This window comes from Streptomyces sp. NPDC004111 (genome assembly GCF_042874215.1).
GTDB lineage: Bacteria > Actinomycetota > Actinomycetes > Streptomycetales > Streptomycetaceae > Streptomyces.
In genome coordinates this window covers 38,715-60,523 of the sequence record NZ_JBIAMU010000026.1, presented here as the reverse complement: position 1 = coordinate 60,523, position 21,809 = coordinate 38,715, and the positions used below count along the sequence as shown (strand labels likewise).

Annotated in this window: 17 protein-coding genes and 1 pseudogene; 6 read left to right on the top strand and 12 right to left on the bottom strand. The window is 73.4% G+C overall.

Annotated features, from left to right (window positions below; all coding sequences use genetic code 11):
* Nucleotides 1-76: 76 nt before the first annotated feature.
* From ACFYVL_RS38180 to ACFYVL_RS38170, 3 genes are all read right to left on the bottom strand, one after another.
* Nucleotides 77-988: a S1 family peptidase gene (locus ACFYVL_RS38180; protein ID WP_389253430.1), complete on the bottom strand. Its 912-nt coding sequence runs from the start codon at nt 986-988 to the stop codon at nt 77-79.
* A gap of 333 nt (nt 989-1,321) precedes the next feature.
* Nucleotides 1,322-2,137, bottom strand: a complete 816-nt coding sequence (locus ACFYVL_RS38175) for a DUF1684 domain-containing protein (protein ID WP_389253428.1) — start codon at nt 2,135-2,137, stop codon at nt 1,322-1,324.
* Between the two features lie 49 nt (nt 2,138-2,186).
* Entirely contained in the window at nt 2,187-3,578 is a 1,392-nt protein-coding gene (locus ACFYVL_RS38170) for a DUF5685 family protein (RefSeq protein WP_389253624.1), read from the bottom strand.
* A gap of 289 nt (nt 3,579-3,867) precedes the next feature.
* On the opposite strand from ACFYVL_RS38170, the gene ACFYVL_RS38165 reads away from it, so the two are divergent.
* Nucleotides 3,868-4,308 (top strand): cell division protein SepF, encoded by a 441-nt coding sequence (locus ACFYVL_RS38165; RefSeq protein ID WP_389253426.1) that lies wholly within the window; start codon nt 3,868-3,870, stop codon nt 4,306-4,308.
* 97 nt (nt 4,309-4,405) lie between these two features.
* Here ACFYVL_RS38165 and ACFYVL_RS38160 read toward each other — a convergent pair whose 3' ends face one another.
* Complete coding sequence (locus ACFYVL_RS38160; RefSeq protein WP_389253425.1) at nt 4,406-5,599, bottom strand: acyl-CoA dehydrogenase family protein; 1,194 nt, start codon at nt 5,597-5,599, stop codon at nt 4,406-4,408.
* Nucleotides 5,600-5,711: 112 nt separating this feature from the next.
* The gene (locus ACFYVL_RS38155) at nt 5,712-7,445 is read right to left on the bottom strand and encodes an MFS transporter (protein ID WP_389253424.1); all 1,734 of its coding nucleotides are present in this window, start codon (nt 7,443-7,445) and stop codon (nt 5,712-5,714) included.
* A gap of 501 nt (nt 7,446-7,946) precedes the next feature.
* On the opposite strand from ACFYVL_RS38155, the gene ACFYVL_RS38150 reads away from it, so the two are divergent.
* A complete protein-coding gene (locus ACFYVL_RS38150; protein ID WP_389253423.1) occupies nt 7,947-8,990 on the top strand; it encodes a phosphatase PAP2 family protein in 1,044 nt (347 codons plus the stop codon).
* A 127-nt stretch (nt 8,991-9,117) separates the two neighbouring features.
* On the opposite strand, the gene ACFYVL_RS38145 is transcribed toward ACFYVL_RS38150, so the two are convergent.
* Nucleotides 9,118-9,333 (bottom strand): I78 family peptidase inhibitor, encoded by a 216-nt coding sequence (locus ACFYVL_RS38145; protein ID WP_389253422.1) that lies wholly within the window; start codon nt 9,331-9,333, stop codon nt 9,118-9,120.
* Nucleotides 9,334-9,719: 386 nt separating this feature from the next.
* Between ACFYVL_RS38145 and ctaD the strand changes: the two are divergent.
* Nucleotides 9,720-11,408 (top strand): annotated as a pseudogene (ctaD, locus tag ACFYVL_RS38140) (cytochrome c oxidase subunit I); the annotation flags it as partial.
* Here the strand turns inward: ctaD and ACFYVL_RS38135 are convergent.
* From ACFYVL_RS38135 to ACFYVL_RS38115, 5 genes are all read right to left on the bottom strand, one after another.
* On the bottom strand, nt 11,296-12,354 hold the full coding sequence (locus tag ACFYVL_RS38135; protein WP_389253421.1) for a helix-turn-helix transcriptional regulator: 1,059 nt from the start codon (nt 12,352-12,354) through the stop codon (nt 11,296-11,298). The pseudogene ctaD and the gene ACFYVL_RS38135 overlap by 113 nt on opposite strands.
* Nucleotides 12,355-12,426: 72 nt before the next feature.
* Nucleotides 12,427-13,272 carry a transferase gene (locus ACFYVL_RS38130; protein WP_389253419.1) on the bottom strand — a complete coding sequence of 282 codons (846 nt, stop codon included), beginning with the start codon at nt 13,270-13,272 and terminating at the stop codon, nt 12,427-12,429.
* Nucleotides 13,269-14,540: a glycosyltransferase gene (locus tag ACFYVL_RS38125; protein ID WP_389253417.1), complete on the bottom strand. Its 1,272-nt coding sequence runs from the start codon at nt 14,538-14,540 to the stop codon at nt 13,269-13,271. The genes ACFYVL_RS38130 and ACFYVL_RS38125 overlap by 4 nt, the downstream gene beginning before the upstream one ends.
* Before the next feature lie 180 nt (nt 14,541-14,720).
* Nucleotides 14,721-16,046: an ABC transporter substrate-binding protein gene (locus tag ACFYVL_RS38120; RefSeq protein ID WP_389253415.1), complete on the bottom strand. Its 1,326-nt coding sequence runs from the start codon at nt 16,044-16,046 to the stop codon at nt 14,721-14,723.
* Between the two features lie 88 nt (nt 16,047-16,134).
* A complete protein-coding gene (locus tag ACFYVL_RS38115; protein WP_389253413.1) occupies nt 16,135-16,725 on the bottom strand; it encodes a hypothetical protein in 591 nt (196 codons plus the stop codon).
* Between the two features lie 67 nt (nt 16,726-16,792).
* Between ACFYVL_RS38115 and ACFYVL_RS38110 the strand changes: the two genes are divergently transcribed.
* Genes ACFYVL_RS38110 through ACFYVL_RS38100 form a run of 3 tightly spaced genes read left to right on the top strand, consistent with a single transcriptional unit; the run spans nt 16,793 to nt 21,120 of the window.
* Nucleotides 16,793-17,299, top strand: a complete 507-nt coding sequence (locus ACFYVL_RS38110) for a hypothetical protein (protein ID WP_389253411.1) — start codon at nt 16,793-16,795, stop codon at nt 17,297-17,299.
* A 3-nt stretch (nt 17,300-17,302) separates the two neighbouring features.
* Nucleotides 17,303-20,362 (top strand): ATP-binding cassette domain-containing protein, encoded by a 3,060-nt coding sequence (locus ACFYVL_RS38105; protein WP_389253409.1) that lies wholly within the window; start codon nt 17,303-17,305, stop codon nt 20,360-20,362.
* Nucleotides 20,359-21,120, top strand: coding sequence for an ATP-binding cassette domain-containing protein (locus ACFYVL_RS38100; protein ID WP_389253407.1), 762 nt, complete (start codon nt 20,359-20,361; stop codon nt 21,118-21,120). Before ACFYVL_RS38105 ends, ACFYVL_RS38100 begins: the two co-directional genes overlap by 4 nt.
* Here the strand turns inward: ACFYVL_RS38100 and ACFYVL_RS38095 are convergent.
* On the bottom strand, nt 21,029-21,676 hold the full coding sequence (locus ACFYVL_RS38095) for a transglycosylase family protein (protein WP_389253405.1): 648 nt from the start codon (nt 21,674-21,676) through the stop codon (nt 21,029-21,031). The genes ACFYVL_RS38100 and ACFYVL_RS38095 overlap by 92 nt on opposite strands.
* Nucleotides 21,677-21,809 lie beyond the last annotated feature (133 nt).

The window sequence follows — 21,809 nt, the reverse complement described above, 5'->3', positions numbered from 1 at the left end:
GAACGGGGGCCTGCCTGCTGCTGGCCGCAGTGGAGGGGTCCGGCGCCGGAGCACCGGACCGGGAAAGGGGCGAGGGTCAGTAGATGCTGACCCCGTACGCGCTCAGCGCCTCGGTGACGGGCTGGAAGAAGGTCGTACCGCCGGACGAGCAGTTGCCGCTGCCGCCGGAGGTGAGACCGATGGCGCGGCTGCCGGAGTACAGCGGGCCGCCGCTGTCACCGGGTTCGGCGCACACGTTGGTGCGGATCATGCCGTAGACGATGTCGCCGCCGCCGTAGTTCACGGTCGCGTTCAGGCCGGTGACCGAGCCGCTGTGGATGCCGGTCGTGGAGCCGCGCCGGGTGACGCTCATCCCGACGGTGGCGTTGGCGGCGCTGGTGATGTCCACGCTGCCGACGGTGCCCGGGTGGGCGACCGAGGCGTTGTCGTAGCGCAGGATGCCGTAGTCGTTGCCCGGGAAGCTCGATCCGGTGGTCGGCCCGATCCGGGTCGTACGGGCGGAGTTGGTGAACCAGGCCGGGTTGCCGTCGGTGCAGTGGCCGGCGGTCAGCGCGTAGTACGTGGTGCCCTTGCGGACGTTGAAGCCGAGCGAGCAGCGCCAGCTGGGTGCGTAGATGGCGTCGCCGCCGGAGAGCAGCTTGGAGAACTTGCCGGGGGTGCGCTCGATGCGCAGGCCCCGCGCCTGGTCCCCGGCCGCTTCCCTGATGCGCTGGATCTCCGCGCCGGAGACCGTGCTGTCGGCGGTGACGACGAGGGTGCGGGTGGCCTTGTCGATGTGCCAGGCGGTGCCCGCCACGTCCGCGCCGAGGACGGCGGCCTGTGCGGAGGCGAGCTGGTCGGCGCTGAGCGCGGCGGGTGCGGCGGCCGGCTGGGCCTGGGCGTTCGGTACGGCGAGGGCGGCCGCGGCGGCGAGTCCTGCCGCCACTGCCAGGAACCGGACACGTCTCGCCGTGCCGCTGGGGGGTGTGGTGGTGCGCTTCTTCCTCACTTGTCGTTCCTCCCGAGGGGAATCGGGGGCCCGGTGCGGAATCGGGTCTGTCCCGGGGCCCGTGAGGCGCAGTCGAGGACCGGCGGGCGGCCCGGCGGTGCCTCCGGCCGCTCGCTGTGCTCCTGACAAGCGCTGTCTCGGGAGTATTCGGCGGGCCCCGCACCCACGCAAGGGCGCGTTTCGGCCTTGCGCGGGCGCACGGGGGCCGGAAGGCGCGGGCGGGGGCGGCCACGGCGCGCGCCGGCTCCGGTGCCGGTGCGGCCACCGGGTCCACAGGGGCCACCGGGACCGGCCCCCGCCGCCGTGCCCACCCTGCCCCCGGCCCCCGCTCCCCTACCTCTCCTGCTTGTTCAGCTCTCCGGCCGGGACCGCGAACGGCAGGGTGTTGCCGGGCGGCGGGAACGGGCAGATGAAGTGGTCCGCGAAGGCGCACGGCGGCAGCAGCGCCCGGTTGAAGTCGACGCTCACCGTGCCGTCCGAGGCAGGTGCCGCGGGCCGCAAGAAGCGGAACCGGTAGCTGCTCTTCCCGCTGTCCGCGTCGGCGAACACCGCCCACAGCGAGCCGTCGTCCTCGACCGCGACGTGCAGCGAGTGCTCGGCGCCCCCGTGCGGGAAGACGATCTCGCCGGCGAGGCCGAGCCCGCGCGAGCGCCCGTCCGCGTTCTCCACCTGGACGGTCCGGCTCTCCCCGTACGGCACGAACCGTCCGGGCAGCACCCAGGCCGGGTCGTACGAAGTCGCCTCGATGCCCGCGAACGCGCGCCGTGCCGGGGACTGCGGGTCGAAGTCGCGCACCGCCCACTGGCCCTCGCGGCTGAGCACGACGAGCCGCCGCTCCCCCGCGGCGACCCGCGACTCGGGGATCGGTCCCCGGTCGGCGCCGAGCCGCACCTCACCGGTGAACGGCTGCCCGTCGACGGACAGGCCGTCCTGGTCGGTGGCCGTCAGCACCACTTCGCCGCCGTCGCCCCGCCAGTTCCCCGGCACGCCCTCGACGTCGCCGTCCGGATGGTCGGCGAGCCAGTGCGTGCCGGAGAGGGAGAGGGGTCCGTACGTCGAGGACACCGTCTCCACGCGCCGGGCGTGCCAGCGCTCCCAGTCCCGTCGCGGGTCGCCGGGTGCGTCCGTGCCACTGCTGTTGCTGGTCATGCGGCCAGCCTTCCACACGGCCCGGCCGATCACCCGGAGCGGGGGCGGCTCAGCAGCTGCAGTCGCAGCAGGTGCAGCAGTCGCCGCAGCCGCCGTTGCCGCAGTCGCAGTTGTTGCAGCAGCCCTCGCGCTTCTTCCGCGACCAGGCTCCCTCGTAGGAGTCCGCGCAGCACACCTTGCAGGTGCAGCACAGCCCGATCGCCACCGCGCACCCGGCCCAGAAGCCGCGCGGCTTCTTCCGCTCCGGCGGCTGCGCGCCGAGGAACCCGCCGCCGTCCCCGTGGCCACCGCCACCGTGACCGCCGCCGAAGCCGCCTCCGCCACCGCCCCCGTGACCGCCGCCCGGCGGCACCCCCTGCCCCGGACCGCCGCTGTACGGGTTGCCCGAAGGGCCACCGCCGTAGGGATTGTTGGAGGTGTACGGGCTGCCGGCCCCGTACGGCCCCGGCTGGCCCGGCTGCCCCTGCTGGCCCGGGTGTCCCGGCTGCCCCGGCTGCCCCTGCTGGCCCGGGTAGCCCTGCGGTCCGCTCCCGTCCGGCGGCGGGTTGTACGCCTGGAGCTGTCCGTCGTGCGCGTGGCCGCAGCCGTTCGTGCCGAACACCCGGTTCACCGATTCCCCGAGTTCGTGCGCGAGCAGCACGTGCACCAGCTTGGCGTCCACGAACTCCACGTCCCGCAGGGCGAGCCGCACCCCGTGCACCGCGTCGTCGCACAGCCTGCGCGCCTCGGCGAGCGGGGTCCCGGTGGCGGTCAGCGGATTCCAGGCACCTGACTGCTCGTCAGCGGCCTGGTCCTCGACGGCGTCCAGCAGGTGCGCGAGGCGCCCGAAGAGCTTGCCCGCCTCGGCGAGCGGGACCGCGTTCCGCGGCTTCCCGGCGAGCACAGCCGTGTGCGCGAACGCGGCGGCGGTGGCGGTCTCGGTCGGCTCGGTCACCAGCAGCAGCGAGGTGCCGGGCCCCGCGAGCGCCTCGACACCGCCCTGCCGGTCGACGGCGTCCACCAGTACGGAGGTGTCGAAGCCGAGCGAGGCGCCGGTCCTGGCGCCGGCCAGGTCCCAGCTCCTGGCGATCCGGCGCGCGGCGACGGCGACCGGCCGACGGGCCAACAGCCCGTCCCGGTCGGCCACGTGGTCGCGCACCTTCGCGGACGCCAGCACCAGCGAGACGGCGGCGGCCAGCCTGGCACCCTCACCCTGCGCGACCGGCGCGGTACGCATCGCGCGCAGTGGACAGGGTCCCGCGGTGCGCCGCCAGTCCGTGGAGCGCTCGGACTGAGCCTCCGTCAGGACCGAGGCGATCAGGCCGTCGTAGTTGGTGACGATGCGGGAGAACTGGCCGTGGTCGCTGCGAAGTGCCAGGCAGAGGCCGCAGAGATGGGCCATCCACTCCGTCTTGAGGCTCTCTCCGAGCCGATGTGAGCAGGGTCTGACGATGCCGAACAATTGCGCCCCCGTACTGCGATGCCTCACTCATTGGACAGTCCGTCAGGCATCGTACAGACGGCGTATGTTCACCCGTCCGTCCCCCTGCTCACCCATCTGGCCCGATGGTGCGATTTACACTCGCCCGGCGGCCTGCGGCACGTCAGAACCCGGGGAAATGGCCACAACTTCTGCACCAGTACCGTCACGAAAACCCTGCGCGCCGACTATCCACTTGGCGCGCAATCCGCATGATGGACGACCATAGGGGGAGCGGAACACAAGCAGACCGCGGTGAAAGGAGGCGTTCATGGGATCGGTGCGCAAGGCGAGTGCCTGGCTCGGACTCGTCGAGGACAACGACGACGACCGCTACTACGACGACGAGTACGCCGAGGGGAACAACGAGACACCCGAACCCTGGGTCACGGACCCCCGGGTCCGCGTCGTCTCCGAGGCCGCCGAGGACAAGGGCCGCCGCATCGCGACCGTCACGCCGGACGGGTTCCGGGACGCGCGCGGGATCGGCGAGCTGTTCCGGGACGGCATCCCGGTGATCGTGAACCTGACGGCCATGGAACCCGGGGACGCCAAGCGCGTCGTCGACTTCGCGGCCGGCCTGACCTTCGGCCTGCGCGGCTCCATCGAGCGCGTGGCCACCCGGGTCTTCCTGCTGACGCCCGCCAACACGAGCATCGTGAGCGGCGAGGCCGCCGGCCGCGAGACCGGCGGCTTCTTCAACCAGAGCTGATGGGCGGCCGTCCGCACTCGACCACGGGTCCGGGGCACTCCCCCGGGCCGATACAGCGACCAGCGCCGAGCAGGGCGCTCACCGTCCCCGGTTCCCGTCAGCGGAACGCGTCGAGCCCGGTGAGCGCCTTGCCCAGCACCAGCTGGTGCATTTCCACGGTGCCCTCGTAGGTGAGCACCGACTCCAGGTTGGTGGCGTGCCGCATCACGGGGTACTCCAGCGAGATCCCGTTGGCGCCCAGGATCGTGCGGCTGGTGCGGCAGATCTCGATCGCCTCGCGCACGTTGTTGAGCTTGCCGAAGCTGACCTGTTCCGGGCGCAGCTTCCCGGCGTCCATCCGCAGCCCCAGGTGGTGGGCGAGCAGGATGCCCTTGTGCAGCTCGACCGCCATGTCGGCCAGCTTGGCCTGGGTGAGCTGGAAGCCGCCGATGGGCCTGCCGAACTGTTCGCGCGACTTGGCGTAGTCGACCGCCGCTTCGAAGGAGGCGCGGGCCGCACCCATCGAGCCCCAGACGATTCCGTACCGCGCATGGCTCAGGCAGCTCAGCGGACCCTTCAGTCCCACCACCTCCGGGAGCACCGCGGTGGCGGGCAGCCGCACCTCGTCCATGACCAGTTCGCTGGTGACGGAGGCGCGCAGCGACCACTTGTGGTGGATCTCCGGGGCCGAGAAGCCGGGGGTGCCGGTGGGGACGACGAAGCCGCGGATGCCCTCGTCGGTCTGCGCCCAGACCACGGCGACCCCGGCGACCGAGCCGTTGGTGATCCACATCTTGCGCCCGGTGAGCACCCAGTCGGTGCCGTCCCGCTTCGCGTACGTGCGCATGCCGGCCGGGTCGGAGCCGTGGTCGGGCTCGGTGAGGCCGAAGCAGCCGATGGTCTCGCCGGCGGCCATGGAGGGGAGCCAGCGCTCCTTCTGCTCCTCGGAGCCGTACTTCCAGATCGCGTACATGGCGAGCGAGCCCTGGACGGAGACCAGGGAGCGGATGCCGGAGTCGGCGGCCTCCAGTTCCAGGCAGGCCAGGCCGTACTGGACGGCGGTGGCGCCCGCGCAGCCGTAGCCGGTCAGGGACATGCCGAGTGCGCCGATCGAACCGAGCTCGCGGGCCAGCTCGCGGATGCCGGGCAGTTCGCCGCGCTCGTACCAGTCGGCGATGTGCGGCAGGACCCGGTCGGCGGCCCAGTCGCGGACGGTGTCGCGGATCGCGAGGTCCTCGGGGCCGAGCAGGTCGTCGATGCCGAGCGGGTCGGCGGGGTCGAACGGCGGCAGCTTCGCGGGACGTGCGGACATGCGGGCCCTCCGGCGGCTCTCGGCGGTGACGACTCGGGAAGTGGGTGGCAGCGGAGCTTTAACTAGCAGCGGTAGTTAAAGCTCCCGGCCGACGTTACGGGCCACCGGCCGGTCAGTCCAGGCCCGCCGACGCCTCGGCGGGCTCGCGCCGCGCGGCCGGCAGCGGTCCCGCGGACCCCTTCTCGCCCTCAGCGGCGTCCTCGCGGTCCTCGGCTCCGTCGGCGTCCGCCGCGGCACCGGCGTCCGGTTCGCGGTCCCCGCCGTCCGTCCCCTCCTCCGCGGCCGTGGCCTGGTCCATGCCCTTGGGCAGCTTCAGTGCGGCGACCGCACCGATCAGCAGCAGACCGGCGCTGGTCAGCAGCGTCACGTGCAGTCCGTGCACGAAGGCGACGCGGGCCGCGGAGCGCAGGGCCGCGCCCGCCTGGCCGCCGATCTCCTTGGCGACCTCGTATGCCTCGCCGAGCGAGTTGGAGGCGAAGTCGCTGTGCTGCTTGGCGACGCCCTCGACGTGCTTGAGGCCGGGTCCGTAGGCGGCGTTCATCACGCTGCCGAGCAGGGCGATGCCCATGCCCGCACCGAGCTGGTACGAGGTCTCGCCGATGGCCGCCGCCCCGCCGGCCGCGTCCGCCGGTGCCTCGCTGAGCATCGACTCGTACGACCCGAAGAGGGTGGCCTGGAGGCCGAAGCCGAGCAGGACGAAGCCGAAGGCGAGCAGCCCCGGGTTGTCCTCCTGGCCCATCATCGTCAGCAGCGTGACGGCGGCGGCGGTGAGCGTGAAGCCGGAGGCGACCATGGCGCGCGGGCCGACCCGTTGCAGTACGTACGAGCCCAGCGCGCCCGCCACCATCGCGGCGAAGGTCAGCGGCAGCAGCCGCAGCCCGGTCTCCAGCGGGCTGAGGTCCAGCACCAGCTGGAGGTACTGCACCGCGATCAGCTCCAGGCCGACCAGCGCCAGCATGCCCAGCACGATGCAGCCCACCGAGGTGGTGAAGGCGGGCCGGGAGAAGAGCTTCATGTCGATCAGCGGGTGCTCGCGGCGCTTCTGCCTGCGTACGAAGAGCACCAGCAGGACCAGGCCCACCAGCAGCGGTCCCAGAGTGAGGACGGAGAGCGCTGGCTCGCCGCTGCCCGCCCGCTTGACCCCGTAGACCACGCCGAGCACACCGGCGGAGGCCATCAGCGCGCCGACGACGTCCCACGGCCCCTGACCGCTGCCGCGCGACTCGGGCAGCAGCAGACGGCCGAGCGGAAGGATCACCGCCATCAGCGGGATGTTGATCAGGAAGACCGAACCCCACCAGAAGTTCTCGACGAGGAAGCCGCCGACCACCGGTCCCGCGGCGGCGCCGATGCCGGTGACCGCCGACCAGATGCCGATGGCCATCGACCGCTCGCGCCGGTCGGGGAAGACCTGGCGGAGGATCGAGAGCGTCGCGGGCATGATCATCGCGCCGCCGATGCCGAGCAGGGCGCGGGCGGCGATGAGGATCTGCGGGGTCTCGGCGAGCGCCGCCATCGCCGAGGCGATGGTGAACAGTCCGTAACCGAGCAGCAGGATGCGGCGCCGCCCGACCCGGTCACCCAGCGTGCCGAAGAGGATCAGCAGCGACGCACAGATGAGGGGGTAGGAGTCGACGATCCAGAGCAGCTCCACGGAGCCGGGCCGCAGGTCCTCGGTGACCGAGGGGACCGCGATGTGCAGGATCGTCGAGTCGAGCGCGACGAGGGTGAGGCTTGCGCACAGGAGCGCGAGGACGACCCAGCGGTTCGCGCCGCGACCGTCCAGGAGCCGTCGCCAAGGACCTCCCGCAGTCGACTCGGTGCCGGCCGTGGTTGTCCCTGCCATCTACGTAACCTCCCAGTGAAACGCTCGCGCTCGGTAGGCCCTCGGACACGCACGTGATTCATACGTCCTGGTGGGCCCGGCATCGACGGGCGAGTGAGCCGTCAGCGTACGCGAGTTCACCCCCGGTACGCGTGGCCCATCTCTCACCGACTCGTCCGAGCCGGTGTGGCGTGCACCACGCAACACCACGCTCGGCGTGGCGTCCGCGGTTCCGTGCCGTGGCGGAGCGCACACGCGGTGCGACCGGCCGCTTCCCCTGCCGGGGCCGCCGGGCGGGGAGTTGTGGAGAGGTGAATTCCGGCCGCGTGCGCGATCAATGAAATGCGGCGGGATTCCTGAGGAGTTGCAGGAGTGGATCGCATTCAATAGGGCACAAGGCCCTCAGGATTTCCCAAACGCCCGGGAATAAACACTACGGTGAGACACACTCCACATCACATGGTCATCACAAAGAGCCGGGACCGGTCGGGCCCGTCACTCACTCGCGGTAATGTCGATTGGGTGCGTATCGACCGAATCTTTGCCCGGCTGGACCGGGAACCGGAGCCGCCGAAGATAGAGATCCCCGGCATGAGCCGGACCCGCAAGGCTCTCTTCGGCTCGACGGCGGCGTTCTACATCGCCATCGTCTGGGCCGTGCTGGTCTCGTCCTGGCTCGTGCTGCTCGACTGGAAGGTGATGCTCTTCCGGCCGTACGAGCAGTGGCCGGAGCTGCATGCCTTCCTCGACTACTTCGTGGTCCTCGGACAGCGCGGCCCGACGGCGGTGATGGTCGCGGCCTGGCTGGGCTGGCGCTCCTGGCGCCAGCACACCCTGCGTCCGCTGCTCGCCCTGGCCGCCGCCCTGCTGCTGCTGAACCTGACGGTGGGCGCGGTGAAGATCGGCCTGGGCCGGCTCGGCCCGCACTACGCGACGCAGATCGGCTCCGCCGAGCTGTACGCGGGCGGCGATATATTCCCCTCCGGTCACACCGCCAACGCGGTCGTGACCTGGGGCATCCTGGCCTACCTGGCCACCACCCCGCGGGCCAGGCGCTGGCTGTCGGTGCTGTCCGCGGTGGTCGCCCTCGGCGTCGGTGCCACCACCGTCTACCTGGGCACGCACTGGCTGAGCGACGTTCTGCTCGGCTGGGCAGCGGGGCTGCTGATCCTGCTGGCACTGCCCTGGTTCGAGCCGATGATCGCCCGCGCGGAGGCCTTCGTCTTCGCGGTGCGCGAGCGCTGGCGGGCCCGGGGGGCGTACGTTCCCGCCGCACCCGGGGCGTCGGGGGCCCGGACTCCGGCCGGTGCCCAGACCGTCATCCCCTCGATACGCGCGAGCTCGGTGGAGCCCTCGCCGTCCCGCGGGACGGTGGGTGCGGGCAGCGGCGGCAGACACGGCAGCGGCCGTTCCGCCCACCAGGGGGCGTCCCTCCAGACGCAGCCGCAGCTCCAGACCCGGCCGCACGCGGCACGCTCGGAGCGCGCACCGGTCACTCCGGCGGGCAGCCGCCGGCCGCCGCAGTCCCGCGGCGGCGGCGCGCACACCCCGCAGGCGGCGCGCTGACCGACCCGCCGCCACAGGCTCCCGATACGCACGGCGATGGCCCCGGACCGCTCACCAGGAGCGGTCCGGGGCCATCGGCCGTACGCGTCCCGGAGGGGCCGCGACCGGGGCTGCCGGGGGTGTCTTTTCAGCCGACCCAGCAGCGGGTGACGGTGTCGTCCTTCACTTCGAAGTTGAGCCGTCCCTGGAGGAACTCCATCGTGATGATCGCGCCCGGCGGCAGCGCCCTGACGGTCTGCCAGCCGTGCTCGGCGGCCGTCCGTTCGGCCTCCGCGCGGGCGAGGCCGACATAGCGCTCGGGGTTGTCGTCGGGCTGGGCGGGGGGTGTCGGTAGATGTGCCATGGGAGCCACCGTAGGCGCCAGATACCTTCCCGGTCACGCTTGTGTCACAAGATCACGACAGGAGTTTGCCGACGCCCCTTTCACCCGATGGGGCCGTTTCTTTGTTCGTAAAGACCGTTTCCCGTACGGCATTTATCAAATTCAACAAGCAGTCATAATTCATTTCGACTATTCCGCACAGGCTCCGCACACTTGCCTCCCGACAACGCGGAATCCACCTCGACAACCCCATCCGGAATTCTTGATTCCGTCCCAACTCCGGGCACTCGACAGGCGTGTAGCACATCTCGCACGCACATCCGGTTCGGTACGCCCCCTGTCGGATCCGGGGGACTCGCGCGCATCATGTGTCAGTTGGCCCGGAGCGCGGACTGCGAGGGGGCACGATGGGCACGGAGACCGTCGGGACGGCTGCCGCGGAACCCACGCGGGCCGGACGGCCGGGCAGGATCGTCATCGACTGGCTGACCACCACCGACCACAAGAAGATCGGGCACCTCTACCTGATCACGGCGTTCGGCTTCTTCCTGATCGCCGGGCTGATGGCCCTGATGATGCGGGCCGAACTGGCCAGGCCCGGACTCCAGCTGATGTCCAGCAACGAGTTCAACCAGGCCTTCACCCTGCACGGCACCATCATGCTGCTGCTGTTCGCGACGCCCACCTTCGCCGGCTTCGCCAACGAGATCATGCCGCTGCAGATCGGCTCGCCCGACGTGGCGTTCCCGCGGCTCAACATGTTCTCGTACTGGCTGTTCCTGTTCGGCGGGCTGATCGTGCTCGGCTCGCTGATCGTGCCGGGCGGGCCCGCCAACTTCGGCTGGTTCGCCTACGCGCCGCTCAACAGCATGGTCCGCTCCCCCGGCATCGGCGCCGACCTGTGGATCATGGGGCTCGCGCTCTCCGGCTTCGGCACCATCCTCGGCGCGGTGAACTTCCTGACGACCATCATCGGGATGCGCGCACCCGGCATGACGATGTTCCGGATGCCGATCTTCACCTGGAACGTGCTGTTCACGTCGATCCTGGTGCTGGTCGCCTTCCCGGTGCTCGCGGCGGCCCTGCTGGTGCTGGAGGCGGACCGGCGGTTCGGCTCGATGGTGTTCGAGGCCCAGTGGGGAGGCGCGCTGCTGTGGCAGCACCTCTTCTGGTTCTTCGGGCATCCGGAGGTCTACATCATCGCGCTGCCGTTCTTCGGCATCATCACCGAGATCATCCCGGTCTTCTCCCGCAAGCCGATCTTCGGCTACATCATGCTGGTCGGCGCGACCATGGCCATCACGGGCCTGTCGCTGGTGGTCTGGGCGCACCACATGTTCGCGACGGGCGCGGTGCTGCTGCCGTTCTTCTCCTTCATGTCGTTCCTGATCGCGGTGCCGACCGGGGTGAAGTTCTTCAACTGGACGGGCACGATGCTCAAGGGCTCGCTGTCCTTCGAGACGCCGATGCTGTGGTCGATCGGCTTCCTGGTGAGCTTCCTGTTCGGCGGGCTGACCGGGGTGCTGCTGGCGTCGCCGCCGCTGGACTTCCACGTCACCGACTCGTACTTCGTGGTGGCGCACTTCCACTACGTGGTCTTCGGCACGGTCGTCTTCGCGACGTTCGCCGGGTTCTACTTCTGGTGGCCGAAGTTCACCGGCAAGATGCTCGACGAGCGGCTGGGCAGGATCCAGTTCTGGACGCTGTTCGTGGGCTTCCACACCACGTTCCTGGTGCAGCACTGGCTGGGCGCGGAGGGGATGCCGCGCAGGTACGCCGACTACCTGGCGGCCGACGGGTTCACCGTGCTCAACACCGTCTCGACGATCGGCGCGTTCCTGCTCGGGCTCTCCACGCTGCCGTTCTTCTACAACGTCTGGAAGACCGCGAAGTACGGGCAGAAGGTCGACCGGGACGACCCGTGGGGGTTCGGCCGCTCGCTGGAGTGGGCGACCTCCTGTCCGCCGCCCCGGCACAACTTCGTCACCCTGCCGAAGGTCCGCTCGGAGTCCCCGGCGTTCGACCTGCACCATCCGGAGATCGCCGCGCTCGAACGGTTCGAGGAGGACCGGCCGACTCCCCCCGCTCCAGAGCCCGTGAGAGGAGATCACGGGCCCAGCTGAGCCGCTCGGTCAGCTCCGGCGGCTCCAGCACCTCGAACTCCAGGCCCATCAGCAGGATGTGGATGACCAGGACGTCGATGCCGGCCGCCCCGGTGCGCAGCAGACAGCTGTGCTCGCCCTCGGCCTCCAGCACGCCGTCGCTGGGCCCGACCACCTCCCGCGCCACCTCCAGCGGAACGAGCAGACGCACCAGGCCCGTCGCCCGGTACGCCGCCGTGGAGACCCCGCGCGAGACATAGGCCGCGAGGTCCTCGGCCGGTGCCTCGCGGGGTGCGAAGCGCGGCCCGTGCGGCGGCGTGGGGGTGATCCGGTCGACCCGGAACGTACGCCAGTCGGCGCGGTCGGTGTCCCAGGCGACCAGGTACCAGCGGCGCTCGGTGCACACCAGCCGGTGCGGTTCGACGGTGCGGCGGCTGGCGGCACCCGTGTGGTCGCTGTACGCGAAGCGCAGCCGCTCGGAGTCCCGGCAGGCGGCGGCGAGTTCGGTGAGCACGCCCGGGTCGACGGCGCTGGCGCGGCGGCCTCGCAGCATCGGCACGGTGAACGCGTTGAGGGCGCCGACCCGGCGGCGCAGCCGGTCGGGCAGCACCTGTTCCAGCTTGGTGAGGGCGCGCACCGAGGTCTCCCCGATGCCTTCGATGCCCTGGCCGGCCGCGGTGCGCAGCCCCACCGCGACGGCCACCGCCTCGTCGTCGTCGAGCAGCAGCGGCGGCAACTGGGCGCCCACGCCCAGCTGGTAGCCGCCGCCGGTGCCGGGGCTGGCGTGCACCGGGTAGCCCAGTTCCCTGAGCCGGTCGACGTCGCGGCGGACCGTGCGCGGGGTGACGCCGAGCCGGTCCGCCAGATCGGGGCCCGTCCATTCGCGGTGTGCCTGGAGCAGCGAGAGCAGACGCAGCAGCCGGGCCGAGGTCTCCAACATGGGACGGAGTCTGCCAGCCCTTGCGGACAGCTGCTGTCCGCGAGCCCGGGGCCGCCCGGCGGGCCCGGTGTCCTACGGCGTGCTGACCTGCACCGTGAGGTCGTTGTCGAGCGTGTAGTACGGGAAGGCCACGGTCTTGCCGTCGTCGCCGACCGGCAGCGCCGGGTACTTGAAGACCGGCTGCTTCTCCGCGACGTCGTCCAGCAGCCTGGCCACGCGTATCGCGGGTGTGTCGGCCGCGGGGGTCAGCCACAGGTCCCAGGCCCACTTGGCGCCGTCCCTGCCCTCGGCGAGCGGGGCGTAGGGCAGGGTGCAGACGAAGGAGTGCTCGCCGCCGGTCACCGGCTCGCGGTGGACCCGGTCGCGCTCGCCGCGCAGCCTGGCCTCGACGACCGCGTCCGGTCCCAGCTCGACCCCGTACAGCCGCCCCTCGACGGTCATGGCGGATCCGTCGGCGGCGAAGGTGAGGTCGCCCGCCTCGGCGTGCGGGGCGCGCCGCCAGCTGCGGACGGCGAGGCTGCCGTCCGGTGCCGCGTACGGGATGCGGACGGCGACGGCCTCGTGGCGCGGGTCGGGGGTGCGGTCGAGGAGGGCGCGCAGGTCGCTGATGCCGGGCCGGACGGCGAGGTCCGCCTCCCCGGCGCCGTGGACGTGCGCCTCCCAGCGGCCCTCGGGCAGGTCGACGGTGCTGGGCAGCACGGCGCGCAGCCTGCTGGGCGAGACGGGCGTCAGCGGCAGCCGTACGTCGTCGCCGCGGGTGCCGCCGCGGCGGCGCAGCACCAGTGCGGCGTCGGGCGCCGCCGCCACCGCCACGTCGAAGGTGACCCCGCCCGCGGAGTCCGCGGTGCAGTCGGCGCGCGGCACCACCGGGGCGCCGTCCTTGGCCTTGGCGGGCCGGGAGGAGGGTGAGGTGGTCATGCGGTACGCCCTTTCCGGAGCGTGGAGAGGACCTTGCGGCGCAGGGTGAAGGCTTCGTCGATGAGCTTCCCCGGCACGCGGTGCAGGGTGTCCCGAAGGGGGCTGAGGGAGCGGCTGTTGGTGCCGCGGGCGACGAGTTCGGCGTACAGCTCGGCGTGCCGTGCGGCGATGGCGCCGGGGTCGAAGCGCGCGGAGTTCGCCAGCGCCGCCCGGCCCATCCGGGCGCGCAGCTCGTCGTCGTCGATGAGGTCGAGGAGCGCGCGGGCGACGGCGTCCGCGTCGCCCATGGGGACGAGCCGGCCGTCGACGCCGTCCTCGATGATCTCGCGGGGGCCGTGCGGGCAGTCGGTGGAGACGACGGGCAGCCCGCAGCGCATGGCCTCGACGATGGTCATCCCGAAGGCCTCCAGGTCGGAGGTGGCCGCGGCGATCGAGCCCTTGGGCCACTCCGCCTCCAGCGGGTCGGCGATGCCCATCAGGAAGACGTGGTTGTGCAGGCGCAGCTCGTCGATCCGGGCGCGCAGCCGGGGGGTGCTCACCCCGGCGCCGTAGATGCGCAGCCGCCAGTCGGGGCGGGCGGCTGCGACCTGGGCGAAAGCGCTGATCAGCAGGTCGTAGCGCTTGCCGGGGGTGAGCCTGCCCGCGGCGATCACCCACTTGCTCTCGCTGTCCGAGGGTGGCAGGGAGGCGGCCGGGACGCTGTTGGCCATGGCCTCGATGCGGACGCCGGGGAGCTTGAGGCGGTTGCGGTAGGCGCGCGCGTCGGCCTCGCTGACGGTGGTGACGGCGTCCAGCAGCGCGTACCGGAAGCGCAGCTCGCGGCGGAGCCGGAAGCGGTGGCCGTCCAGGGTGAGGTGCTCCTGGCCGACCCGTACGGTGTCGCGCCTGGCCTGGCGGGCGATGTGCACGTTGAGGCCGGGCCGGGTGCCCACCACGACGTCGGCCTTCAGGTCGCGCAGGTAGGTGCCGATCCGCTGGTCGGTGAGCCGGCTGTACTGGTAGTGGCGGCTGTCCCCGGCGGGGAAGACCTTGGCGGGGCGGGAGTGGTCGGGGTGGTTCCCGTCGTAGCCGGGGCTGTCCTTCCGCTGGTCCACGAGGTGGCCGATGCGCACGCCGGCGGGCGGCGTCATCGACGGCTCGTCGCAGTGCCGGAAGACGGACATGATCTCCACGTCGTGGTCCTCGGCCAGGACCTGGGCGAGGTTGAACGTGGTGCGGATCGTGCCGCCGACGGCGTAGGCGTTGTGGAGCAGGAAAGAGATGTGCATACGCCGGCGAGTCCCCCTGGTCTTCGGCGGTCCGGCCCTGGCGTCGGCCGCCTCTCGTACGTCCAAGGACTCTACTTGTCCGCCCCGGCCCACGCGCGGGGTGGCGGGCTTTGCCCGGGGCACTTCCCGGGGCGCGGCGCGGTGCTCACGGCCGGTGGGGCGCCCGTTCCGCTCACCGGCTCACGGCCGGTAGGGCAGCTGCGGGACGGTGAAGCAGGTGTGGTTCATCTCTCCCTGGCCCACCCACCCGGTGCCGTCCTTCCAGCGGGCCACCGACAGGCAGGTGCGGCGCACCTCGGGCGGATCGTCGGTGGGCGCGTACTGGACGGGGAGCAGCAGGCCGCGTGCGGTGTACGGCTCCTCGCGGTTCAGGAAGCGCTCCACGCACGCGCGGGTGAGGGGCTCGCGCGCCCCGGTGCAGGACAGGGCGGCGTCGGTGAACCACATGGCGGCGGCCCACCCCTCCAGCTGCCACTGGGACAGCGCCCCCTCGTCGCGGCCCGCGCGCCGCAGGCTCCCCTGGAGGGCGGTGCGGAACGCGCGGACCTGGGGGTCGTCCCGGTCGTCGTAGTTGCGGCTGCCGCCGGTCACCCACAGGGCGTTGCGGCAGCGCGGCGCGTCCTTGTAGTCCTCGGCGACGCCCGACGACCAGTTCTGGACGTTGGTGACCTTGGCGGTGACGCGGGCGCCGACGGCGTCCATGGCCTTGCAGAGCTGGGCGTTGCCGTGGGTGTCCAGGGCGTCCAGGACGAGGTCGGCCCCTTGCTCCTTGAGGTCGGCGGCGACCGCGCGGAAGTTGGGCAGCGCGAAGTCGACCTGCTCCTCGACGACCGTGTACCCCTCGGCGCGCAGCCCCTGGACGACGACGCGGGCGTACGAGGCGGAGGAGGCCTGGTTGTAGGAGACGACGGCGGCGGTGCGGGCGCCCTGCTCGGCCTTGAAGTAGCGGTAGACCTCGGTGCCGCCGTAGAGGACGCCGTTCCAGCCGGGCCTGCCGCCCTTGCGGGGGGCGAGGCTGCCGTAGATGCCGTAGAGGTGCGGGTAGGTGTCGTACGCGGTGCCGATGGGCTGGCCGCCGATGTCGGGGACGCCCGCCCGGGAGACGAGCGGGGCGCCCTCGTAGTCGAGTGAGGTGGTGGCGACCAGGGCGAACACCTGCTTCCGGTCGATCAGCTCGTGCACGCAGTCGTTGTTGCCGATGCCGCTGCCGCCGTCGTCGCAGGTCTCCACCTGGACGCGGCGGCCGGCGAGGCCGCCGCGGGCGTTGAGGGCGTCGAAGTAGGCGCGGGCGCCCTCGCCGGGGCCGGTGAAGGCGTCGCCGCCCAGCGGGCTGGTGGCGCTGCTGAGGATGCCGACGCGCAGGGGCGGAGCGGGGGTGGCCGCTCCGGTGGGCGGCGGTTCGAAGTCGCTCTCGGGCAGCCGGCTGCCGCAGGCGGTGGCGAGGAGGGCGGACAGGACGAGCAGCACGGCGAGCCGCCGGGGCCGCGCGGGTGCCGTGCGCCGCACCGCTCGCGCTGGTGGGGCCGGGCGTGCGGGTGCCGTGCGCCGCACCGCTCGTGCCGGTGGGGCCGGGCGTGCGGGTCGGGCCGGTCGGTCAGCAGCCCGGGGCCGCATTGCCGCTCAGTTCGACGAGGGCGCACAGCGACTTCACGGAGACCTTCCACACGTCGTCCTGGAGGACGGCGGTGCCCTGCGAGTTGGGCAGTACCGGGGTGCCGTTGAGCAGCAGGTCGTACGTCACGGTCGCCTGGGTGGCCGAGTTGAACCGGACGTTCTTGACCTTGGCCGAACTCTGGCCGCCGCGCTTGTCGTTGCTGAAGGAGAGCAGCAGCGGTTTGAGCAGGGTGCCGTTCTCCAGGTACTTCGCCTTCTGGGCGAGCGGGGTGGCCGGGGCGAAGAACGCCGTCCAGTTCCGCGCGACCTCCCGCTCGGCGGCGGTGGTGTCGGCGGGCCCGCTGGCGGACGCGGAGTCGGAGGGCTGGGGGTCGACGCCGCCGCCGGTGGGCGGGGCCGTGGTCGCGCCGCTCCGCGTGGACGTGACGGGCGGTTCGGAGCCGTCGCCGCACGCGCCGGCACCGGCGGCGAGCAGCAGCACGGCCGCCGCCGCGCACGCGGCCCTCCGTGCACCGGTCCGGGGAATCCTGCCGACGAGCATCCTGCCCACCACCTTCAGGGTCGGTCCCACACAGGGCATAGTGCAAGGAATCGTCCGTGAGGGACAGGGGTCGGACAGCTGTCGGGCTGGGGGCGCGATGCGCAGGGCACCGTACGTGTGGATCGCACTGGCCGCCGTCGCCTGCGGGGCGGTGCTGTGCGTACTGGGCTGGTACGGGGTGTCGGGCGAGCGGTTCACCGCCCGGCAGGTCCCCTACCTGGCCTCCTGCACCCTGCCGGGTGCCGCACTGATCGTGGCGGGGGCGGTGCTGCTCGCCGGCCGGGACCGCGGCGCCCTAGCCGGGGATCCGGCCGCCGGTCTCCCCGCGTACGAGGACGCCGACGGCGCGGGCGCGGAGCACGGGGACGGCCTGCGGGACGGCGGCCCGGGTGCCGCCGCGGACGGCCACCCGCCGCCCTCCGCCGAGGGCCCGCTGCTGCACCTCCCCGGCGGCACACTGGCCCACCGCCCCGACTGCCCGCTGGTCCTCGGCAAGGCTGCGGCCCGGCCGGCGGCGGGCGTGCGGGACCTGGCCCCCTGCCCGGTGTGCGAGCCCGCGCGGCTGCCGCAGGAGCCGCCGTCGATGCCGGGCACCGAGGGCTGAGGCGTGTCCTCGCTGACGTACGAGCTGACGCTGGCCGGGCTGGCGGTCGGCAGCGCCGCCGCGCTGTCCGGCATCGGGCTGATCGTCACGCACCGCGCGACCGGGGTGCTGAACCTGGGGCACGGCGCGGTGGCGATGGTCTGTGCCTATGTGCTGCGGGAGCTGGCGGTGGAGCGGGGCTGGCCGGTGCCGGCGGCCACCGCCGTGACGCTGCTCCTCGTCGCGCCCGCGCTGGGCCTGCTGCTGGACCGTGCGGTCTTCCGGCCGCTCTCGCTGCGGGGCGCGGACCCGGCGCGCACGCTGGTGGCGTCGATCGGGGTGTTCGTCCTGCTGATCGGCGGTGCGGCGCTGGTGTGGGGCGAGGGGGCCAGGGCGGACGCCCCCGAGCCCTTCGGCGACTCCCCGTGGCCGCCGCTGGCCGCCGTACTGCTGCTGGCCGCGCTGGTGGGCGTGGTGACCCGGCGCACCCGGCTGGGCCGGGAACTGCGCGCGGTGGTCGACAACCGGCACCTCGCGGTCCTGGGCGGCATCGACGCGGACCGGGTGGCGGCGGTGGGCTGGGCGTTCGGCTCCTTCACGGCGGGCCTCACCGGGGTGCTGCTGGCCCCCTACGTACGGCTGGACCCGTACGGTCTGCCGCTGCTGGTGGTGGAGGTGATCGCGGTGGCGGCCCTGGCTCGGATGCGCAGCCTCCCGGTGGCCGTCGGGGCGGCGCTGCTGCTGGGCGTCGCCCAGTCCCAGCTGACCAGGCTGCACCCGGAGGGCTGGGCGGGTCCGCTGGTGCAGTCGCTGGGCGCCAACCTGTTCGTGGTGGCGCTCCTGGCCGCAGCCCTGCTCTTCCCACCCCCCACTCCGACCACCCCGACCTCACCCGCACCCCACACCCACCGCCCCACCACCCCGAACCCACCCGGACCCGCTCCACGCCCCGCGGCCCGGTCCCGCCCACGCCGCGGCGCACTTCCCGGCCCACCGGTCTCGCCGACTCCACCGGCCCCGCCCGGCCCTCGGTTACGACGGGGCGGCGTCCGGGACCACCGGGGCAGGCCCGCTGTCCGGCCCCGACCCCGGCCCCGGGTGCTTCCGCAGCCGCTGCGGGCCGTCCCGCGGTTCCGGGTGCCCGCGCCGCGGTTCCTTCCGCTGCTCGCCGCCGCGCTGTTCGTGATGCCGCTGGGGCTGGCCGGGGACGATCTGCGGACCGCGCTCCAGGTGCCCGCGCTGGCGGTGATCCTGCTGTCGCTGGTCGTGGTGAGCGGGCGGAGCGGGCAGATCTCGCTGGGGCAGGCGGCGTACGCGGGGCTGGGCGCGCTCTTCGCCGCGCTGCTCGCCGACGGCCGACTGCCCGGACTGCCCCCGCTCCCCCAACTGCTCGCCCTGGCCGTCGCCGTGGCGCTGACCGCACCGCTCGGGCTGCTCACCGGACGGCCCGCGATCCGCCGGCACGGGCTCGCGCTGGCGCTGACCACGCTGGCGTTCGGCGTGGCGGTGAGCCGGTTCGTGCTCGACCAGCCGTACGCCACGGCCGGTCTCTCCGTGTCCCGCCCGGCGGGCTTCGCCTCCGACCGGGCGTACTACGTACTGGAGCTGGGCCTGCTCCTGGTCTGTCTGCTGCTGGTCGCACAGCTCCGCAGGGGGCGTTCGGGCCGGGCGCTGGCCGCCCTGCGCGACCACGAGGAGGGCGCGGCGGCGGCGGGCGTGCGGGTGCCCGCGCTCAAGGTGCTGACGTTCGTCGCGGGTGCGGCGCTGGCGGCGCTCGGCGGCGGTCTGCTGTCGATGTCCGTACGGGCCTTCGACCCGACCGCGTACGACCCGGTGCGCGGCCTGCTGTGGTTCGCCGCGGTCGTGGTGCTGGGTGCGGACAGTCTGCTGACGGCCTGTGCGGCGGCGGCACTGCTGGTGGCCCTGGACGCGGGCACGACGGCGGGCCTGGCGGCGGTGCTGGTCGGCACGCTGGCGCTGCTGAGCCCACTGCTGCGGCGGCTGCGCGAGGCACTCGGAGGCGCCAACCCGCTGGACCTCCGGGCGCCCCGAGCCGCACCGGTGCGGCGGACGGACGACAGCGGCACCCGGCCCGCGCACAAGCCACCCGACGACGGCAGCACCGGACCGACGCACGACGCATCCAGCGACAGCAACACCCAACCCACGCACAACGCCTCAACGCGCGGCACCTCATCGGCCGCCCGGTCCGCAGGGGCGGTCCGGCGCGGTGGCCTGTTACGGCCCTCCGGCTTACCGTTTCTGCCGGTCCGGAGGGGTCCGGCGGGCCCGGTGTCCGCCCCGGTCGCCGCATCTGCGCCCGCTTCCGCGCCCGGCGCGCCCGGCATCCCCTCCGAGCCCTTGCGCGCCCGGGGCGTCCGGCTCGCCTACGGGGACTTCACCGCGCTCGCCGGGGTCGACCTCACGGTCCCGTACGGCCAGGTCACGGCGCTCGTCGGGGCCAACGGCGCGGGCAAGAGCACCCTGTTCCACTGTCTGTGCGGCACCCTGCGGCCCGGCGCGGGGAGCATCGAGCTGGGCGGCACCGACATCACCCGCCGCTCCGCCCACGCGCGCACCCGGCTCGGCGTCGCCAGGACCTTCCAGCAGCTCGCCGTCTTCCCGTCGCTCACCGTCGCGGAGAACGTCCTGCTCGGTGCCGAGCAGGGCCACCGGCGGACCCGCGACCCGGCCGCCGTCGAGCCCGTGCTGCGGCTGCTCGGGCTGGACGGCCCGGTGCGCCACCGCCGCGCCGCGGGCCTGCCCACCGGCACCCTCCGCAGGGTCGAACTCGCCCGTGCCCTGGCGGGCGGGCCGCACACACTGCTGCTCGACGAGCCCGCGGCCGGGCTGGACGCCGCCGAGACCGCGGCCCTCGCGCGCGTGCTCGCGGCGCTCGCCGCCGACGGCACCGCGGTGCTGGTGGTCGAACACGATCCGGACCTCGTCGCGGACATCGCCACCACCGTGCACACCATGGCGGCAGGCAGGATCACCGCCACGGCCGCCGCCGAGGACGGCACCACCTCCTCGGCCACCGCCCCCGTCTCCCCCGCCCCCGTCGCCGAGGAGCCCGGCCGATGACCGTCGAGATCGAGCTCCGGGCCGCCCGCGTCCGCTACGGCCCCCTGGAGGCGCTGCACGGCATCGACCTCGCCGTCCCGGCCGGTGCCCCGACCGTGCTGCTGGGCCGCAACGGCTCCGGCCGCACGACCGTGCTGCGCGCCCTCGCGGGCACCGTCCCGCTGCACGCCGGCACCGTGCGGTGGCGGGGCGCGGACGTCACCGGGCTGCCCGCGCACGACCGGGCCCGCCGGGGCCTGTGCTTCGTCCCCGACCAGCGGGCGGTGTACGCGGGCCTCACGGTGGCCGAGAACCTGGACCTCGCCACCGCGCCGGGCGGTGGCACCGCGGCGGCCCTGGACGCGTACCCCGCCCTGCGGGCCCTGCTGCCGCGCCGCGCGGGCACCCTCTCCGGCGGCGAACAGCGCATGCTCGCCGTCTCGCGCGCCCTGCTCGCCGCCGCGCCCCCGGGCCCGGCCGCCGCCCGTGGCCCGCGCGCCCGTGCCCGCGTGGTGCTGGTCGACGAACCGACCCTCGGCATGTCCCCGGCCACCGCCGCCCGTACCTACGCGCTCCTGGCCGCGCTCAGCGCGCGGGCGGCCGTGGTCCTCGCGGAGCAGCGACTGCCGCCGCTGCCGCACCCGGGCCCGGTGTTCGTGGCCGAACTGCGCCGGGGGGCAGTGGTGTTCACAGGAGAAGCAGCGGAACTGACGGCGCCGCCGCGAGACCGGTCGCGGCCGGGTCCTGCGCGCCCGCCCGGCCCGAACCCGCCGGGATGACCAGCCAGGTGCCGACGTTGAGCCCGTCGGGCCGGGGCCCGATCATGTCCTTGTTGGCCTTGTAGAGGGCCTGCCAGCCGCCCTTGACCCGGTACTTGGCGGCGATCGAGGTCAGTGTCTCGCCCGCCTTCACGATGTGCGTACGGCGGTCCCCGAGCCGGTACCGCTTGGAGCAGTCGGGCCAGGCGCCCCACCCCTGGGTGGTCAGCACCTCCTTGGCCACGGCGATCTGCTCGCTGCGGCTGGCCAGGTCGGCGCGGGGCGCGTACGCCAGTCCGCCGTGCTCCTCCCAGGTGCTCTGGCGGAACTGGAGTCCGCCGTAGTAGTGGTTGCCGGTGTTGGTCGCCCAGTTGCCGCCGCTCTCGCACTCGGCGAGGCAGCTCCACGGCCACTGGGTCGCGGCGCATCCGTAGGGTCCGAAGCCCCGTGCGGACGACGGCGGTCCGCCGGCCTCGCCCGGCCCGGTCGGGTCGGCGACCGCGCCGGACAGCGGGGAGAGGGCGAGCAGCGCGCCGATCACGGCACAGGACAGGGAACGGAATCGAGGCTTCAGCACCCGGTCACCCCATCACCGCCGCCCGCGCGCGCGTGCGTGCCGCGCGGAACGCGGACGGGCCCCACCCGGTCGGGGGACCGGGCGGGGCCCTTTCGCCGCCGCGCCTCCCGTCCGGGCCGCGTACCGCCCGCGT

Excerpts from the sequence above, each read along its gene's own strand:
- ACFYVL_RS38155 (WP_389253424.1), bottom strand. The coding sequence starts at position 7,445 with ATGGCAGGGACAACCACGGCCGGCACCGAGTCGACTGCGGGAGGTCCT.
- ACFYVL_RS38125 (WP_389253417.1), bottom strand. The coding sequence starts at position 14,540 with ATGCACATCTCTTTCCTGCTCCACAACGCCTACGCCGTCGGCGGCACG.
- ACFYVL_RS38135 (WP_389253421.1), bottom strand. The coding sequence starts at position 12,354 with ATGTTGGAGACCTCGGCCCGGCTGCTGCGTCTGCTCTCGCTGCTCCAG.
- ACFYVL_RS38100 (WP_389253407.1), top strand. The coding sequence starts at position 20,359 with ATGACCGTCGAGATCGAGCTCCGGGCCGCCCGCGTCCGCTACGGCCCC.
- ACFYVL_RS38130 (WP_389253419.1), bottom strand. The coding sequence starts at position 13,272 with ATGACCACCTCACCCTCCTCCCGGCCCGCCAAGGCCAAGGACGGCGCC.
- ACFYVL_RS38165 (WP_389253426.1), top strand. The coding sequence starts at position 3,868 with ATGGGATCGGTGCGCAAGGCGAGTGCCTGGCTCGGACTCGTCGAGGAC.
- ACFYVL_RS38160 (WP_389253425.1), bottom strand. The coding sequence starts at position 5,599 with ATGTCCGCACGTCCCGCGAAGCTGCCGCCGTTCGACCCCGCCGACCCG.
- ACFYVL_RS38145 (WP_389253422.1), bottom strand. The coding sequence starts at position 9,333 with ATGGCACATCTACCGACACCCCCCGCCCAGCCCGACGACAACCCCGAG.
- ACFYVL_RS38175 (WP_389253428.1), bottom strand. The coding sequence starts at position 2,137 with ATGACCAGCAACAGCAGTGGCACGGACGCACCCGGCGACCCGCGACGG.
- ACFYVL_RS38110 (WP_389253411.1), top strand. The coding sequence starts at position 16,793 with ATGCGCAGGGCACCGTACGTGTGGATCGCACTGGCCGCCGTCGCCTGC.